General features: G+C 73.4%; 12 protein-coding genes. 8 read left to right on the top strand and 4 right to left on the bottom strand.

Annotated features, from left to right (window positions below; genetic code table 11):
* From E1211_RS20985 to E1211_RS20975, 3 genes are all read left to right on the top strand, one after another.
* Nucleotides 1-252: helix-turn-helix domain-containing protein (locus tag E1211_RS20985; protein ID WP_132350711.1), on the top strand; the 252-nt coding region annotated here is incomplete at its 5' end.
* Nucleotides 249-1,604, top strand: a complete 1,356-nt coding sequence (locus E1211_RS20980) for a cell wall metabolism sensor histidine kinase WalK (RefSeq protein ID WP_132350710.1) — start codon at nucleotides 249-251, stop codon at nucleotides 1,602-1,604. The genes E1211_RS20985 and E1211_RS20980, both read left to right, overlap by 4 nt.
* Complete coding sequence (locus E1211_RS20975; RefSeq protein ID WP_132350709.1) at nucleotides 1,601-2,164, top strand: GerMN domain-containing protein; 564 nt, start codon at nucleotides 1,601-1,603, stop codon at nucleotides 2,162-2,164. The genes E1211_RS20980 and E1211_RS20975 overlap by 4 nt, the downstream gene beginning before the upstream one ends.
* Before the next feature lie 97 nt (nucleotides 2,165-2,261).
* Here E1211_RS20975 and E1211_RS20970 read toward each other — a convergent pair whose 3' ends face one another.
* The 3 genes from E1211_RS20970 to E1211_RS20960 are packed head-to-tail and all read right to left on the bottom strand — an operon-like array spanning nucleotide 2,262 to nucleotide 5,499.
* On the bottom strand, nucleotides 2,262-3,668 hold the full coding sequence (locus E1211_RS20970) for an ABC transporter substrate-binding protein (RefSeq protein ID WP_132350708.1): 1,407 nt from the start codon (nucleotides 3,666-3,668) through the stop codon (nucleotides 2,262-2,264).
* A 26-nt stretch (nucleotides 3,669-3,694) separates the two neighbouring features.
* Entirely contained in the window at nucleotides 3,695-4,540 is an 846-nt protein-coding gene (locus E1211_RS20965; RefSeq protein WP_132350707.1) for a carbohydrate ABC transporter permease, read from the bottom strand.
* Nucleotides 4,537-5,499 (bottom strand): carbohydrate ABC transporter permease, encoded by a 963-nt coding sequence (locus E1211_RS20960; RefSeq protein WP_207915455.1) that lies wholly within the window; start codon nucleotides 5,497-5,499, stop codon nucleotides 4,537-4,539. Before E1211_RS20960 ends, E1211_RS20965 begins: the two co-directional genes overlap by 4 nt.
* Before the next feature lie 253 nt (nucleotides 5,500-5,752).
* Here E1211_RS20960 and E1211_RS20955 point away from each other — a divergent pair, with 253 nt between their 5' ends.
* The 4 genes from E1211_RS20955 (at nucleotide 5,753) to E1211_RS20940 (ending at nucleotide 15,148) form a co-directional block, all read left to right on the top strand.
* Nucleotides 5,753-7,018, top strand: coding sequence for an MFS transporter (locus E1211_RS20955; protein ID WP_132350706.1), 1,266 nt, complete (start codon nucleotides 5,753-5,755; stop codon nucleotides 7,016-7,018).
* Nucleotides 7,019-7,093: 75 nt separating this feature from the next.
* Nucleotides 7,094-8,188 carry an SRPBCC family protein gene (locus E1211_RS20950; RefSeq protein WP_132350705.1) on the top strand — a complete coding sequence of 365 codons (1,095 nt, stop codon included), beginning with the start codon at nucleotides 7,094-7,096 and terminating at the stop codon, nucleotides 8,186-8,188.
* Between the two features lie 190 nt (nucleotides 8,189-8,378).
* On the top strand, nucleotides 8,379-11,189 hold the full coding sequence (locus E1211_RS20945) for a family 78 glycoside hydrolase catalytic domain (RefSeq protein ID WP_207915454.1): 2,811 nt from the start codon (nucleotides 8,379-8,381) through the stop codon (nucleotides 11,187-11,189).
* Between the two features lie 110 nt (nucleotides 11,190-11,299).
* A complete protein-coding gene (locus E1211_RS20940; protein ID WP_207915453.1) occupies nucleotides 11,300-15,148 on the top strand; it encodes a family 78 glycoside hydrolase catalytic domain in 3,849 nt (1,282 codons plus the stop codon).
* Nucleotides 15,149-15,251: 103 nt separating this feature from the next.
* Here E1211_RS20940 and E1211_RS20935 read toward each other — a convergent pair whose 3' ends face one another.
* A complete protein-coding gene (locus E1211_RS20935; RefSeq protein ID WP_132350704.1) occupies nucleotides 15,252-16,283 on the bottom strand; it encodes a LacI family DNA-binding transcriptional regulator in 1,032 nt (343 codons plus the stop codon).
* Nucleotides 16,284-16,596: 313 nt separating this feature from the next.
* Between E1211_RS20935 and E1211_RS20930 the strand changes: the two genes are divergently transcribed.
* The coding region (locus E1211_RS20930; protein ID WP_132350703.1) for an ATP-binding cassette domain-containing protein at nucleotides 16,597-17,036 on the top strand (440 nt) is incomplete at its 3' end.

The following is a 17,036-nucleotide window of genomic DNA, read 5'->3' as shown; positions in this document are numbered from 1 at the left end:
GAGGTGCGCCGGGCGGGGCGGGTCGTGCCGGTCACCCGCACCGAGTTCCGGCTGCTCTGCGAACTCGCCGAGCACGTCGGTCGGGTGCTGTCCCGCCGGCAGCTGCTGCAGCGCGTCTGGGGGTACGACACGGGCGACGAGCGCCTGGTCGACGTGCACGTCGGCCGGCTGCGGCAGAAGATAGAGGACGACCCGGCCAATCCCCGGCACCTGGTCACCCTCCGGGGCCTCGGCTACAAACTGCAGCGATGACCCGACTCGGACTGCGCGCCCGGGTCACCGCCGCGTTCGCCGTCGGCGCGTTGCTGCTCGCCGCGTCGATGGCGCTCTTCTCCTACGACCTGACCCGGCACTCGCTGCTGGAGGAGCGGGAGCGGACGGCGGTGCGTGCCGCCTACTTCGACGCGGCCGTGGTGCGGACCGGACTCGACACCGAGGATCCGGACGTGGTGGCGGTGCTGCGCTCCCTGGACACCGGCACCGGCCGTCGTCCGTTGCTGCACCGCGACGGCCAGTGGCACAGCCGCTCCGCCGAGATCGACGGCAGCCCCGTCCCCGAGGAGCTGCAGCGCGTGGTGCGCTCCGGGGAGGCCGCCGTGCAGCGGATCACCGTGGCCGGGCAGCCCACCCTGCTCGTCGGTGTTCCCCTCTCCGGCACCACCAGCTACTACGAGCTCACCTCGCTGCGTGAGGTGGCGCAGACGCTCCAGGTGGTGGCGCTCACGCTGACCGCGGTCGCCATCATGACCGCCGGCTCCGGCGCGGCCCTCGGCTGGTACGCCACCCGGCACAGCGTCCGCCCGCTCACCGCGGTGGCCGACGCGGCCGAGCGGATCGCGGCCGGCGACTACACCACCCGCCTCGACGTGGTCACCGACCCCGACCTGACCCGGCTGTCGACCTCGTTCAACCGGATGGTCGACGAGCTGGTGGAGCGCATCGACCGGGACCGGCGTTTCGCCGCCGACGTCAGTCACGAGCTGCGTTCGCCGTTGCAGACGCTGGCCGCCGCGGCGAGCGTCCTGAGCCGGCGACGGGAACACCACGACGAGCGTACGGCGACCGCGGCGCGGCTCGTCGCCGAGGAGATCGACAGGTTCCAGCGGCTCGTCGACGACCTCATCGAGCTCGCCCGGACCGAGCAGCCCGCGCAGCGGGAACTCGTCGACGTGGTGACGCTGGCCCGGGAGACCTGCCGGACCCGCGGCCTCCCCGACGACCTGGTACGCGCCGAACCCGGTGCCGCGACCGAGTGGCGGGTGGACCGGCGCCGGTTCGAACAGATCCTGCTGAACCTGCTCGACAACGCGGCCCGCTACGGCGGTGGTCCGGTCGCCGTCCACCTGTCGACCCGGCTGCCCGACACGGCGGTGCTGGAGGTGGACGACGACGGCCCCGGCGTGCCCGCCACCGACCGTGAGGCCATCTTCGACCGTTTCGTCCGTGGCCGCGCCGCGCACGCCCGTGCCGACAGCGACGGCACGGGTCTCGGGCTGGCCCTCGTCGCCCAGCACGCCGCCGCGCACGGCGGACGCGCCGGGGTCGCCGATCGTCCGGCGGGCGGAGCCAGGTTCCGGGTCGAGCTGCCGGGGTCCCTGCCGTGAGCCGCCGCCTGCTCGGCGGGGCCCTGCTCGTCGTGCTCCTCGGCGGCTGCGGCGTACCGGTCGACGACGCGCCCCGGCGCGTACCACCGCCGCCCGGTTCCCTTCCGACGGCGGTGACCGCCGGCCCGACGGCCCCGACCGGGCGGGTGACGGAGGCGCTCTGCTTCGTCCGGGAGGACCGGCTCGACCGCGCCGGGCGACGGGTGCACAGCCTGCCGGGCATCGACCTCCACCTCCAGCATCTGCTGGCCGGGCCGACCGCTGGTGAGCGGGAGGCCGGCTTCGCGAGCGCCCTGCCCGGCACGGTCAGCGTGGCGGGGGTACGGATGAACGGAACCCTCGCCGAGGTGGACCTCCGGGCGGCCGGTGAGGAGACGGGCCGCAGCGACGAGGTGCTCGCCTTCGGGCAGATCGTCTGTACGCTCACCACCCGCCCGGACGTGGACCGGGTCTCGTTCCGGTTGGGCGGGCGGCCGTTGGACGTGCCGCGGGGGGACGGTTCGCTCTCCCGTGATCCGCTCACCGCCGCCGACTACGCGCCCCTCATGCCGGTGCGCTGATCCGGCCGCGAGCGCCCGCTCGGTGGCCCGGACGCGAGTCGGCCCCGCCCCCGCCGTACGGTGCGGGAACGGGGCCGGCGAGCGTCGGATCCGGCGGTCAGCCGGCCACCGACTGGTTGTACTCCTTGATCGGGCCGGTCATGGCCTGCTCCTGCTGCTGCAGGGCGGCGCGCGGGTCGGTGCCGCTGAGCACCGCCGCCTGCATGGCCTGCTCCGCGGCCTTGCGCGCCTGCGGCATGGCGCCGAGCAGGCAGCCCTGGGTGGCCTTGCTCAGCGGGGTGTTCTGCAGCTGGGTGATCGCGGTCTGGAACTGCGGCCGCTGCGCGACCCACTGCTTGTCCACCTCGGTCTCCAGGGCGCCCTTGCTGATCGGGAAGTACCCGGTCGAGGTGTGCCAGGTGGCCTGCGAGTCCTTGTCGGCGAGGAACTTCACGAACTCCCACGCGGCGCGCTTGCGCGCGTCGTCCTTGCCCTTGCCGACGACCCAGAGCGAGGCGCCGCCGATGATCGGGCCGCCCGCGTCGGTGGCGTTGATCTTCGGGTAGTTGCCGGTGCCGATCTCGAACTTGCCCTGGGTACTGGTGAGGAAGCCGCCGAGCGACCCGGTCGACTCCAGCGTCATCGCCACCGTGCCGGCGGTGAAGGCGTTGTCGGCGGTCGTGGTGTTGCTGTCGAGCTTGGGCGCGAGCCCTTCGTCGACCATCTTCTTCCACCAGGCGAGCAGCTTGACGTGGTCGTCGGTGGCGAGCTTGACGGTGGTGCCCCGACCGTCACGGCCGTTGCCCTGGTCGCAGTACTCCTGGTTGCCGGCCGCCGTCCACTGCTCCAGGAACCAGCCGTAGAGCGCGGCGCCGAAGCCGTACTGGGTGACCCGGCCGCCGGCGTCCTTGACGGTCAGCTTGCGGGCCGCCTCGGTGATCTCGTCGAGGGTCTTCGGCGGGTTGGCCGGGTCGAGGCCGGCCTTGGTGAACGCCGTCTTGTTGAGGTAGAGCAGCGGCATCGAGGTGTTGAACGGCATCGAGTAGAGCTTGCCGTCGACCGAGTAGTAGCCGGCGATGTTCGGCTGGATGTCGGAGGTGTCGGTCTTGTCGACGTCCACGAAGGACTGGATCGGCACCGTCGACTTCGAATCGATCATGAATCGGGTACCGATGTCGTAGACCTGGACCACGTCCGGCGCCTGGCCGCTGTTGAGCGCGGCCTTGTACGCCGACAGCGTGTCGTCGTACGTGTTCTTGAACTGGAGGTTGACCTTGACCCGGCCCTTGTTCTTCGCATTGAACTGGTCGGTCAGCTGCTGGAGGGCCGCGCCGTTCTTGCCGCTCATGGCGTGCCAGAAGTCGATCGACACCTCGCCCTTGCCGTCCAGGGCGCTGGCGGCCGGCGCCTCGGTGCCGCCGGCCGCCGCGTCGTCGTTCGCCGTGGCCGAACCGCAGGCCGCGGCGGTGGCCGTGAGGGCGGCGAGCGAGAGCCCGACCGCCACCCGGCGCAGGGTGGTACGCACTGTTCTTCCTCCTAGGATTTTCGTGACTACTTGACCGCGCCGGCCGTGAAGCCACGGACGAGCCAGCGCTGGCCGAAGACGACCAGCAGCAGCGTCGGCAGCAGCGTGATGGTGATGCCGGCCAGGAGCACCGCGGGACTGCCGCCCTCGTTGTCCTTGAGGGCGAACACGGCGGTCTGCAGCGTGTTGAGGGAGTTGTTGCTGGACGAGATGATCAAGGGCCAGAAGTACATGTTCCAGCCCTGGAGGAACGACCAGACGGCGATGCCGATCAGCGCCGGCCGGGTCGCCGGCAGCAGGATGGTGAGCAGGAACCGCAGGTGGCCGCAGCCGTCGATGACCGCGGCCTCGCGCAGCTCCCGGGGGAACTGGCGGAACGCCTGGCGCAGCATGAACACGCCGAACCCACTGGCCAGGAACGGCAGGACCAGGCTGAGCCGGTTGTCGTTGATGCCCAGCGACCGGACGAAGAGCGCGTTCGGCACCACGATGGACTCGTACGGCACCATGATCGTGGCCAGGAAGAGCCAGAAGATCGGCCGGCGCAGCGGGCTGCGCAGGAAGACCAGGGCGTACGCGGCCAGGCACGACGTGACCAGGTGGGCGAGCATGATGCTCACCCCGACGAAGAGCGAGTTCACGAAGGCCGGGGCGAGCGGCACCACCGGCTGGCGCCAGGCGGCCCGGTAGTTCTCCAGCGTCCAGTGGCCGTCGAGGAGCTGCGGCGGCTGGTGCAGCAGCGCGTTCGACGGGAGGAACCCGCCGAGCACGGTGAGCAGCACCGGAAAGAGCAGCACCACGGCGGCGACAGCGAGCCAGAGGTACGTCAGGACGGTCGGCAGCGGTCCGGGCCGGTTCACGCTCCTGCTCACCGGTAGTGCACCCGCCTCTCCAGGACGCCGAACTGCACCACGGCGATCAGCACGCCGACCACCAGCAGCACCAGCCCCTGCGCGCTGGCCAGCCCGAAGTTGCTGTTGTTGTTGTGGAACGCGTTGTCGAAGATCGAGTAGACGAGCGTCCGCGTGTGCCCGTTCGGGCCGCCGTCGGTCATGATCTGCACCTGCCCGAGCGCCTGCAACGCGGTAAGCGTCGTGGTGACCACCGCGAAGAAGAGGCTCGGCGAGATCAACGGCAGCACGATGCTGACGAACTGCCGGGGACCGGTGGCGCCGTCGATGCGGGCCGCCTCCAGCACCTCCTCGTCGACGCCGGCCAGGCCGGCGGCGAGCACCAGGAGGTTGAAGCCGGAGACCATCCAGACGGTCACCCCGACGACCGTGGCCATCGCCCAGCCGGGCTCGGTGGTCCAGTTCGGCGCGGGCAGGCCGAGCAGGCCGAGCACCCAGTTCACCGGCGACACGCCGGGGTTCAACATGATCAGCCAGACCACGCTGGCCGCCGAGACCGAGTACGCGAACGGCAGCGCGAACGCGGTCCGGAAGATCCGCATCCCGGGCAGTCGCTGGGTCATGGGCGCCGCGAGCGACAGCGGTAGCAGCACCCCGGGCACCACGACCAGCACCGTGAAGACCAGGGTCTGCCAGAGCACCGTGCCGAAGGCCGGGGTCAGCAGCTCGTGGAAGTGCCGCAGTCCGACCGAGCGGGTCGGATTGCCCAGGATGTCGTTGCCCCGGGTCGACAGGTACACCGCCTGGAACAGCGGGAAGACCACGAAGACGCCGAGGCCCGCCAGGCCCGGGAGGGTGAAGAGGAGGCCGAGCAGCGCCTCGCGCGCCCGCGCCGGCCGCGCGGTCCGGCGGGCGCCTTCCGGCGGCCGGTCGACGTGACCGGCGGGCGCACCGGTGGCGGTCAGGGTCGGAGCTGTCACGCCGCGCAGCTAATCCAGCCCGCGCGTCCGGCCGGCGTGCGCCGGTGGACGGCCAGGTGACCACTCGCTGTCCGGCCCATGACGTCGCGCTACGCAGCGTCACGGGCGCGCAGGGTGAAGCGCCGGTGACGCACCGTTCAGGAACTCCACAGCCGCGACCGCTGTCGACCGCCGGCACCGGACCCGACCGGTGGGGGGAGGCCCCGCCGGTGACCGCCCGATCACCGGCGGCACGGCCCGGTACCGTTCGGGCATGACCCGTGGCACGAGGACGATCCACCGCTCGTTGTGGCGGGACCGCGCCTTCGGCACGTACTGGCTCGCCCAGTCACTCTCGGCCGCGGGCGACGCGTTCGCGTTCCTCGCCGTACCCCTGCTGGTGCTGCACGCCACCGGCTCCGTCGCGCAGATGGGCCTGCTGACCGCGGTGGCCGGCGCCGCGGCCGTGGGCGCGGGCGTCTTCGGGGGCGTCCTGGTCGACAGGTACGACCGGCGCACCCTGATGATCATCGTGGACGTCGTCCGTTTCGTGCTCTACGGCCTCATCCCGCTGGCCTGGCTCGCCGGTCCCCAGGTCTGGCTGCTCTTCGTCGTGCTGCCGATCTGCGAGGCGGCCGGGATGCTCTTCCAGATCGCCGCGGTCGCCGCGGTGCCGACCCTCGTGGACCGGGACCGCATCACCGAGGCGAACGCGCGGTTGCAGGCCACCTTCGCCCTGGCGGCGGTGGGCGGGCCGCTGCTCGCCGGAGTGGTCTCGGCCCGGGTGGGCCCCTCGGCGGCGCTCGCCGTCAACGCGGTGAGCTTCGCGCTCTCGGCCGGCGGCCTGTGGCTGATCCGGTTCCGGTCGCGGGCCGAGGCCGCCGCCGTCCGGCGGGAGAAGCCGCTGGCCGAGTTCCTCGCCGGCGCGCGGTTCCTCTGGCGAGAGCCGGTGCTGCGCGCGTTGACCGTCCTGCTGTCGGTCTTCATCTTCCTGACCTACGGTTTCACCGACGTGCTCGTCTACCACCTCAAACACGACCTCGGCGGCACCGACGGCACGGTCGGCGCCGTGCTCGGCCTGGCCGCGTTGGGCACCGTCGCCGGTGCGCTGCTGGTGGCGCCGCTGCGTCGTCGCCGCGGCTTCGGCACGGCGTGGATCGGGGCGCAGCTGGTCTGCGGTCTCGCCCTGGCCGGCGTCGGTCTCGCGGGCTCCGTGCCCGCGGTGACCGTGCTGACCGCGGTGTACCTCTGCGGCGTCAGCGTCGGCGGCATCTCCTCCATGTCGCTGCGGCAGGAGATCACCCCCGACCATCTACTGGGGCGGGTCACCTCCGCCTTCTGGAGCACGCACTACGCGCTCGGCCCGGCCGGCGCCGCGATGCTGACCTGGGCCGCGGGGCGGTTCGGCGCCACCGCCGTGACCGTCCTGGCGGGGGCCGGCTGCGTCCTCGTCGCGCTCGGTGGCCTGTTCACCCCGATCCGTGGCGCCGGGTCGCCGCGCGCGGCCCGCCAGGCCCAGCCGGCGCCGGCCGGGATCTGACGGCGCGCCGGCGCCCGGTGTCGAGGAAGGACCCCGTGCCGTGCGGGCGACCACCCTGGACCGTAGAGTCTCGCCGTGATCGAGATCAGCGCGCAGGTCGATCTGTTCCATCCCGCCGACCGGGTCTGGCACGCATTGACCGACCGGGAGCTGCTCGGCCGATGGTTCGCCGAGACGACGGCGGCGGCCGACGAGCCGGGCCGGTTACTCTTCGCCACGGCGGGGATGCCCGGTTTCGACGACGTCGTGGGCGCCGAGGTGGTCGAGCAGCGGGCGGCGGAGCTGGTCACCATGCGCTGCCTGGAGGCCGGCCGGCGCAGCCTGCTCACCTGCACGCTCACCCCCACGGCCGAGGGCTGCCGGCTGGCGCTGCGGGAGACCCTCCAGGACGGGGAGTGGACCCCCGCGCTGCGCGGGGCCCGGGAACAGAGTTACCAGCAGGCGCTGGCGAACCGGCTGCCCGCGATCCTCGATTGGTTCGCCTTCCAGCAGGTCGACCTGCGGCGCGGGGTGGCCGGGATGACGACCGAGCTGCCGATGCTGGAGTGGGCGGGCAAGCCACGGTCGCGTAACCGCCGGGGCGCGGTGCTCCTCACCGCCGGGGTCGGCGTGCTCCTCGCCGGCGGCGCGACGGTCTGGGCGCTGCGCTCGGAGCCACCGGAGCAGACCGGCGCGCACTCCGCTGCCACGCCGACGGCGACGGTCACCGGAACGGCGCCGTCGTCGACCCGTCCCGCTCCGAGCGCCTCGTCCGCCCGGTCCGACCGGACGACGAGCCCGAGCCAGCGGCCGAGCCGTACGCCGAGTGCGAAGCCGTCCCGCACGCCCAGCTCCGCGCCGCCGCAGCAGCCGTCCGGCCCGGTCCTGACGGCGCGTTACGAGAACGTCAACAGCCGCCTGCTCGGCTACACGGGCGAGGTGGCGATCAGCAACCCGGGCGATGTGGCGGGAGCGGACTGGACGGTCGTCGTGACGTTCGCCGACGACAGCGAGATCGGTAAGGTCAGCGGCGCCGAGTGGCGGCAGGAGGGGAAGACCGTGACGTTCACCGGGCGCCCCGTGCCGGCCGGTCAGTCGCAGACGATCCGGTTCGACGTACGCGACTCCGCGGCGTTCGCCAAGGGACCCGCGAGCTGCGCCATCGACGGCCGGCCCTGCGCGGGGCTCTGATCGGGTTCTCCCCGGCACCGCCGGAACCCACGGTAGGCCCTTGATCACCCGACGATAAACAGTCGAGACGTCCGGTGCCGGCGCTCGTCGATCTCCTTCGTGGCCGGATCCGGCCACGAAGGACACCTTCACACGGCCCTGACGAGCACGTAGCCTGCCTGAAACGATTCATAAGGTGGAGGAGGCAGGCGTGACCCCTCGGACCATCGACCACCGGCCGCGGCCCGGCAGGCGCCGCGCGATCGTCGTCGCGGCAGCCGCGACCGTCGTCGCCACCGTCCTGGCCGGGGCTCCGCCCGCGTTCGCCGCCCGCGGGCACGCGCCGGCCGCGCCGACCGCCCTCACGGTCGACGACCGTGCCCACCCGCTCGACGTCGAGGGCACACCCCGGTTCGGCTGGCTGCCCCGCGACGCCGACCCCGGTGAGGCGCAGACCGCCTACCGGATCACCGTCACCACCAGCGACGGAACCCGAGTCTGGGACTCCGGCAAGGTCGCCTCCGACCAGCAGTCCTACGTGCCCTACACCGGGCCCGGGCTGGACGCCGGAGCGGCGTACCGGTGGACCGTGCGCACCTGGGACCGCACCGGCCGGCAGTCCCCGGCCGCCGGCGGCGCCTTCGAGACCGGCATCTCGGACAACCAGTGGGAGGGCGCCAGCTGGATCCGCCGCGCCACCACCGAGGCCGACGACTACACACTCGCCCGCACCGAGGTCCGGCCCGCGGCGAGTCGTGTCGTGCGAGCCCGCGCCTACACCTCGGCCGACCACACCTACGAGCTCTACCTCAACGGCGTCCGCGCCGACCGGGGCACCTCCTTCGGCTACTCCGGCGAGGACTACTACCAGGCCGCCGACGTCACCCGCCTGGTCGCCGCCGGCAAGCCGCTCGCCATCGGGCTGCGGTACCACTGGTACGGCGGCGGCCAGGGGCGCCCGGCCGGTGCGCGCGGCGTGCTGCTGAAGCTGGTCGTCGAGCACGCCGACGGCACCCGCGAGGTGTTCGTCACCGACGGGACCTGGCGGGTCGCCCGGGACACCCGGTTCGTCGCCGGCGCCGAGCGGCGCAACGGCGAGGGTGACCGGGTCGAACGGCAGGACGCCCGGGCCGAGGTGACCGGCTGGGCCCGCCCCGGTCACGACGACGACGAAGCCCCGTTCGCCGCCGCCGAGGTCGTCGGCGTGCACCCCACCACGTCGGCGCCGCACCTGATCGCGCAGGAGACCCGGCTGGCCGAGCGGCGGATCACGCCGGTCGCGCTACGTACCGCCGCCGACGGCACGGTCGTCGCCGACTTCGGCGTCGTCGTCCCCGCCCGACCGGAGGTACGGTTCCACGCCGGCGTGGCCGGGCACACCGTGCCCATCCGGGCCGGATACACCCTCACCGACACCGGTCGGGTCGCCACGTCCACCCTGCTCTCGCAGGGCACCGACATGAGTTTCCCGTACATCCAGACCGACGGCGCGCAGGAGTTCCGTGCCTTCACCCACCTCGGCTTCCGTTACCTGGAGATCCCCGACGCCGGCGAGCACATCGCGCGGCACGACGTCTCCGCCGTCGTGGTGCACACCGACGTGCCGCCCGGCGGCAAGGCCACCTTCGCCAGCTCGGATCCCACGCTCGACGCGGTCTGGGAGATGATGGCGCGCTCCGCGCTCTACTCCGTCCAGGAGGCGTTCGTCGACACCCCCACCCGGGAGAAGGGGCAGTTCCTGGGCGACGCGGCGAACATCTCCTACGCCACGATGGGCGCGTACGGCGAGCGCGACGCCACCCAGCAGGCCATCCGGGAGTTCCTCCGCTCGGCCACCCGCTACTGGAACACCGGAGACGACCGTGGCCGCTACAACGCCGTGTACCCCAACGGCGACGGCAAGCGGGACATCCCCGACTACTCGCTGATGTTCGTCGACTGGGTGTGGCGGTACTGGCTGGAGACCGGCGACCGGACGCTGCTCGCCGAGGCGTACCCGGCCATCCGGGACACCGCCGACTACGTGTTGCGCCACATCCCGGCCACCGGACCCACCGCCGGCCTCGTCACCGAACTGGCCGGGGGCAGCGGCGCGTACCGCTACGGCATCGTGGACTGGCCCGAGCCCGGCCGGTTCGGGTACGACATGGGCGCCGCCGCCCGCACCACCATCAACGCGCAGGGTGTCGACGTGCTGCGCACCGTCGCCGAGGCGGCCCGCGCGCTCGGCCGGCCCGCCGCCGAGATCGCCGGCTACGACGGGCACGCCGCCGCGCTCACCGAGGCGATCAACGCCAAGCTGCGCCGCCCCGACGGCGTCTACGTCGACGGGCTGTCGGCCACCGGCGAGCCCAGCGCCCACGCCGGTCAGCACTCGACGTCGTACGCCATCGCGCACGGGGTGGCCCCGCGGGCGGACCTGCCGGCGCTCGCCGGGCACCTCGCGTCGATGGGCATGAAGCAGGGCCCGATGACCGCGCACTGGCTGCTGCGGGCGCTGGCCGACGCCGACCGTCCGGACGCGGTGCTGCGCCTGCTGACCAACGCCGACGATCTCGGTTGGGCCGACATCCTCGCCCAGGGCGGCACCTTCACCTGGGAGGCGTGGACCCTCGACCCCGGCAGCAACTTCAGCCAATCCCACGGCTGGGGCGCCCAGGCCGTGGTCGACGTACAGGAGACCCTGCTCGGCGTCCGCACCGCCGCCCCCGGCGCGGCCCGGATCGACGTCGTGCCACCCGCCGTGGGGCTGCACCACGCCTCCGGCGTCGTGCCCACCCAGCGGGGGCCGGTGCGGCTCGACTGGCGGCGTACCGGCTCCGGGCTGAACGTCGACCTCGACGTGCCGGTCAACGTCACGGCCCGGGTCGCCCTGCCGGTCACGGCCGGCAAGTCCTACCGGTCGGCCGGGCCGAGCAAGGCCACCTTCCTCGGGATCCAGAACGGTCGCGCCGTGTTCGAGGTGGGCTCGGGGCGCTCCGGCTTCCGCCCGGTCTCCGCGTCGGCCGCCCAGCCCCGCTGACCCGCCGGTCGGGCCGGCGGCGTCCCGTCGATCGCCGACGCCTGGTCCGCGCCGCTGCCGGCCGGCTCGCAGCCCTGACCCACGCCGCCACCGCATCGAGGAGGAACCCGATGGCGCAGACACCACGACCGGCCCCGGCACCGGGATCGGAACTCAGCCGCCGATCCCTGATGGGATGGGGCGTCGCCGGCGCCGGAGCCGTGGCGCTCGGCGCCGCCGCCACCGAGCCGGCGTCGGCCGCCCCGCCGGCCGGCGCCGGCGCCGGACCGCTCGCGGTCGACCACCTGCGCACCGAGTACGCCGACCGTCCACTCGGCACGGACGTCGCCGAGCCCCGCTTCTCCTGGATCGCGAGCGCGCCGGGCCACAACGCCGCACAGAGCGCGTACCAGGTGCTGGTGGCCACCCGTCCGGACCGGTTGACCCCGGAGGCGGCGGACGTCTGGAACTCGGGTCGGATCTCCTCCGCGCGGTCGGTGGGCGTGGCGTACGCGGGCCCGGGACTGGAGGCGCGTACCCGCTACCACTGGCGGGTGCGGCTCTGGGACCGGGCCGGCCGCGCGACGCGCTGGAGCACCCCGACGTGGTTCGAGACCGGCCTGCGCGACGAGGGCTTCGGCGCGGCGCGGTGGATCGGCGCCGAGCCCGACCACGCGAGCGAAGCGCTCGACCTGGCCGGCGCCGCGTGGATCTGGTCGCCGGACGCCACCGCCGGGAACGCCCCGGCCGGTCCCCGCTGGTTCCGCGGCCGGCTTCCGCTCCCCGCCGGCACCGGCATCGCTGTCGCGCAGCTCGTGGTCACCGCCGACGACGACTTCACCGCGTACCTCGACGGGCGGCAGGTGCTGCACGCCCCGCCGCGGACCGACGGCTGGAAGAACGCCCGGGCCGCCGACGTCACCGAACTCGCCCGCGCCGCCGAGGGTGCCCTCACCCTCGCCGTGCTCGCCACCAACCGTCCCGGCCCGTCGGTGAACCCCGCCGGCCTGATCGCCGAACTGGTCGTCACCACCACCGCCGGCGAGCGGCTGGTGCTGGTGACCGACGGCTCCTGGCGCAGTTCCGACACCGAGCACGCCGACTGGGCGGAGCCCGGGTACGACGACGCCGGCTGGACCACGGTGGCGGTACTCGCCCCGTACGGCCAGGGGCCGTGGGGCAGCCAGGTGCAGGTCCCGCAGCCGAACACCCTCGACCTGGCCGGCGCCTCCTGGGTGTGGGGTCCGGGCGCGACGACCGGCAACGCACCGGTCGGCCCGCGCTGGTTCCGGGGCCGGCTGACCCTGCCGGCGGGAACCGCTGTCGGCTCCGCCCGGCTGATCATGAGCGCCGACGACGACTTCACCGCGTACCTCTCCGGCCGGCTCGTCCTCTCCGCGCCCCAGCAGACGGACGGCTGGCGTACCGCACGGGTCGCGGACGTCACCGACCTGGCCCGCGCGGCCGTCGGCGGCGACCTGGTGCTGGCCGCGATCGCCACCAACCGCGGCGGCGCGTCGGTCAACCCCGGTGGTCTCATCGCGAAGCTCGTGGTCCGGACCGCCGACGGCGGCGAGCTGGTGCTCGTCTCGGGCGCCGACTGGCGGACGGCCGGCAGCGTCGAGTCCGGCTGGGAGCAGCCGGGCCACGACGACTCGGCCTGGTCGCCGGTGGTGGTCCTCGCGCCGTACGGCCAGGGGCCGTGGGGCAGCGGCATCGAGCCCCCGGTGGAGGAGCGGCCCGCGCCGCTGCTCCGGCGCATGTTCCGGCTCGACAAGCCGGTGAACCGAGCCCGGCTGTACGTGGCGAGCGTCGCCTACCAGGTGCCGCACCTCAACGGTGAGCCTGTCGGGACGGCCGTGCTGGACCCGGGGTTCACCGACTACGACGACACCGTCCTGTACGTGACGCACGACGTCACGCGCCTGCTGGTGCAGGGGCGCAACGCGCTCGGCGTGGAGCTGGGCCGGGGCTTCTACGGCATGACCACCCGCAACGTGTGGCGCTGGCACCAACCGCCCTGGCACGGCGAGCCGCGGCTGCTGGCCCGTCTGGTGGTCGAGCACCCCGACGGGTCGCGCACCGAGGTGGTCAGCGACGACGGCTGGCGCGTCACCACCGGCCCCACCCTGTCGAACTCCCTCTACGCGGGGGAGACCTACGACGCCCGCCGGGAACGGCCGGGCTGGGCGACGGCCCGGTACGACGACACCGACTGGGACCGGGCGAGCGTGCTGGACGCCCCGGCCGGCACGCTGCGGGCGCAGGAACACGAGCCCATCCGGGTCGTCGAGTCCGTCGCCCCGGCCCGGCTCAGCTCCCCGCGCGCGGGCGTCTGGGTGGCGGACTTCGGCCGGACGACGGCCGGCTGGGTGCGGCTGCGGGTGACCGCCCCGGCGGGCACCACGATCCGCCTCCAGTACGGCGAGAAGCTGCGCGACGACGGGACGGTGGAGGCGTCCACCGGGCACGTGCAGGGCGGCCGGTTCCAGGTCGACGAGTACGTGGCCCGAGGCGGCGGCGAGGAGGTGTGGGAGCCGCGCTTCTCGTACAAGGGGTTCCGCTACGTGCAGCTCGACGGGCTGCCCGGCGCGGCGCGTACCGGCACCGTGACCATGCGCGTGGTGCACTCCGACGTCCGCGACGTGGGCGAGTTCCGGTGCAGTGAGCCGCTCTTCGAGCAGTTCGAGCGGATGATGCGCCGTACGGTGCGCAACAACCTGCACGGCATCCCCACCGACACCCCGATGTACGAGAAGAACGGCTGGACCGGGGACGCTCAGGTCGCCGCCGCCACGATGGCCGGTCAACTCGACCTGTCGCGGTTCTTCACGAAGTGGCTCGGTGATCTGCGGGACGCCCAGATCGCCTCGGGTCAGGTGCCGGTGATCGTGCCCAGCGGCGGCTGGGGGTACCAGGAACTCGCGCCGGCCCCCGAGTGGACCACCGTCTACCCGTACCTGCTGCGTGAGATGCACCGCTGGTACGGCGACGACCGGCTGCCGCGGCAGCACTGGCCGGCGGTGACCGACTATCTGGAGTGGGAGCTGGGCCGCCTCGACGACGGGTTGGCGGTGACGGCGCTGGGGGACTACCTGTCACCGGGCACCGGCGGGAACCCGCCCGAGGACACCCGGCTGACCGCCACCGCCTACCTGCACCGGGCGCTGGTGGCGACCGCGGAGCTGGGCGAGCTGATCGGGCAGGACGCGCAGGCCACCCGGTTCCGTACGGCGGCCGCCGGCCTGCGGGACCGGCTCAACGAGACCTTCCTCGACCGGGAGCGCGGGCTGTACCGCACCGATCGCGATCCCGGGTACCGGCAGACGTCGAACGCCGTGCCGTTGGCGTTCGGCCTGGTGCCGGACGACCTGGTGCAGGCGGTGGTGGAGAACCTGGTGGCGGACATCCGGGACCGGGGCTGGCACCTGAACACCGGCTGCCTCGGCACCAGCGTCCTGTTGCCGGTGCTGACCGCGCACGGTCACGCCGACGTGGCGGCCCGGGTGGCGTCGCAGCGGACCTACCCGAGTTGGGGCTACTGGGTGGAGAACGACGCCGACACGATGTGGGAGATGTGGCCCACGTCGACCCGTTCCCGCCAGCACTACTTCCACGGCACCGTGGTGCAGTGGCTCTACGAGCACGTCGCGGGTCTGCGACCGGTCGCTGACGGTTGGGCCCGGTTCGTCGTCCGGCCCGACGCGCGGGCGCAGCTCTCCTCGGCGTCGGTGGCGGTGGACACCGTACGCGGCCGGGCCGGCGCCGCCTGGCGGCGGCGCGACGGCCGGTTCGAGTTGACCGTGCAGGTGCCGGTGGGGGCCACGGCCGAGGTCCACGTGCCCACCGCGCGCGCCGGCGACGTCGAGGCGTCGCCCGGTGGGCTGGTGCCGGCCCGGCGGATGGCGGACGGCTACCTGGTGCACACGGTCGGCTCGGGCAGTTGGCGCTTCGTCAGCAGCTCCGCGCCGATCGCCTGAGCCCGCGGGCCCGGCCGGCGATCGTCGATCGCCGGCCGGGCCCGGGCCGGTGTGCGGGCGTCCGGACGGGCCTGATGGTGGTCGGGTTCGGCCCGCCGCGGGGTCAGCGTCGGCTGCGTCGGGCCTGGTCGCTGGAGCGGCGGACGACGAGCTCGGGTTGGAAGACGACGTGCCGGTGCCGGTGTGCCGTGCCGTGCTCGGCCTCTTCGAGCAGCAGCTCGGCCGCGGTGCGGCCGAGCTGCTCGCGGGGTTGGCGTACGGACGACAGCGGCACCGCGGCCGCGGCGGCGAACTCGATGTCGTCGTAGCCGACGATCGCGATGTCGGCGGGCACCCGGACGCCGCGGGCGGTGAGCTCCTGGAGCACGCCGAGGGCGAGCAGGTCGTTGGCGCAGAAGACGGCGGTGGGTCGTTGCCGGGCGGGCAGGGCGAGCAACTCCTCGGCGGCCCGCCGCCCGGCGGTGACGGTGAGGCTGGTGGTCGCGGCGACGCGGAGTTCGGCGCCCGTGTCCCGGTCCTCCAGGGCGGCGGCGGCGCCGGCGTGCCGCTCCGCGACCTGGGCGATGGAGAGCGGGCCGCCGACGTAGGCGATGCGGCGGTGCCCCTGGTCGAGCAGGTGGTCCATGGCGAGCCGGCCACCTTGGACGTCGTCGACGGCCACCGAGCAGCGGCTGGCCCGCCCGGTGCCGCGGTCGACGAGCACGACCGGGATGCCCCGGTCGATGAGCTTCTCCAGGTGGGGTTGCGGGCCGTCGCCGACGGGGGTGATGAGCACGCCGCGGACCCGCTGCTCCTCCAGCAGTTCGAGGTGCCGGCGCTCGCGGGCGCTGTCCTCACCGCTGTTGCAGACGATGAGCATGGCGCCGGTCTCCTCGACGACCTGTTCGGCCCCGCGGACCATGTCGGTGAAGAAGGGGTTGGCCACGTCCAGCACGACGATGGCGATCGTGCGGCTCTGACCCGCGCGGAGCTGGCGGGCGGAGTCGTTGCGGACGTAGCCGAGTTCGGCGATGGCGTCGAGTACCCGTTGCCGGGTGGTGGGGGAGACCATGTCGGGCCGGTTGAGCACGTTGCTCACCGTGCCGAGGGAGACGCCGGCGTGCCGGGCCACTTCCTTGATGCTTGCCCCTGCCATCAGTCCCTCGACGATCCGTACGTGACGAGTCCCGGCGAACGGTAGGGGACCACCTCGTGGTGATCCCCGGTCCGTACGGCGGCGGCCGCGCTAGCCGGCCCCGTCCGGGCGATCGTCAGGGAGTCTATAGCGGCTAAAACGTTTCATCCAGTTGCCCGTGACTGGTGTCGGGCGCTCGCTCTCGGTGGAACAGGGCGGTCGTGCCCGAGGCGTACCGGCGGCGGAAACGAAGTGGTATCGAAGTCTTGACGGTCACGAATATCTGCCCCTACCGTCCATGCACGACCCGTGAAACGATTCAGGAAGGGGTCGGATGAGCCCCGAAACACCGGGCGGCGACCGCGCCCCGCTGCTGGTACTGGACGGAGTGGCGAAGTCCTTCGGCGCCGTCGCCGCGCTGCGCGGGGTGCACCTGGCGCTGCACCCCGGCGAGGCGCACGCCCTGGTCGGTGAGAACGGCGCAGGGAAGTCCACCCTGGTGAAGACCCTCGCCGGTGCCCACGCCCCGGACGCCGGCCGGATGGTCCTCGACGGTCGTCCCCTCGACCTGCGCGGTCCGGCCGACGCGCGGGCCGCCGGCATCGCGGTCATCTACCAGGAGCCGACCCTCTTCCCCGACCTCTCGGTCGCCGAGAACATCTTCATGGGCCGCCAGCCCCTGCGTGGTCTGCGCCGCATCGACACGGCGGCGATGAACCGCGACGCCGAAGAACTCTTCGCGCGCCTCGGCGTCCGGCTCGATCCCACCCGCCC

Origin of the sequence: Micromonospora sp. 15K316 (assembly GCF_004348525.1) — a bacterium.
In the GTDB taxonomy this organism is placed as follows: domain Bacteria; phylum Actinomycetota; class Actinomycetes; order Mycobacteriales; family Micromonosporaceae; genus Micromonospora.
This window is presented reverse-complemented; position numbering and strand designations above follow the sequence as displayed.

Bases quoted from the DNA above. Each gene is read 5' to 3' on its own strand.
- E1211_RS20955 (WP_132350706.1), top strand. From the start codon at position 5,753: ATGACCCGTGGCACGAGGACGATCCACCGCTCGTTGTGGCGGGACCGC.
- E1211_RS20935 (WP_132350704.1), bottom strand. From the start codon at position 16,283: ATGGCAGGGGCAAGCATCAAGGAAGTGGCCCGGCACGCCGGCGTCTCC.
- E1211_RS20940 (WP_207915453.1), top strand. From the start codon at position 11,300: ATGGCGCAGACACCACGACCGGCCCCGGCACCGGGATCGGAACTCAGC.
- E1211_RS20980 (WP_132350710.1), top strand. From the start codon at position 249: ATGACCCGACTCGGACTGCGCGCCCGGGTCACCGCCGCGTTCGCCGTC.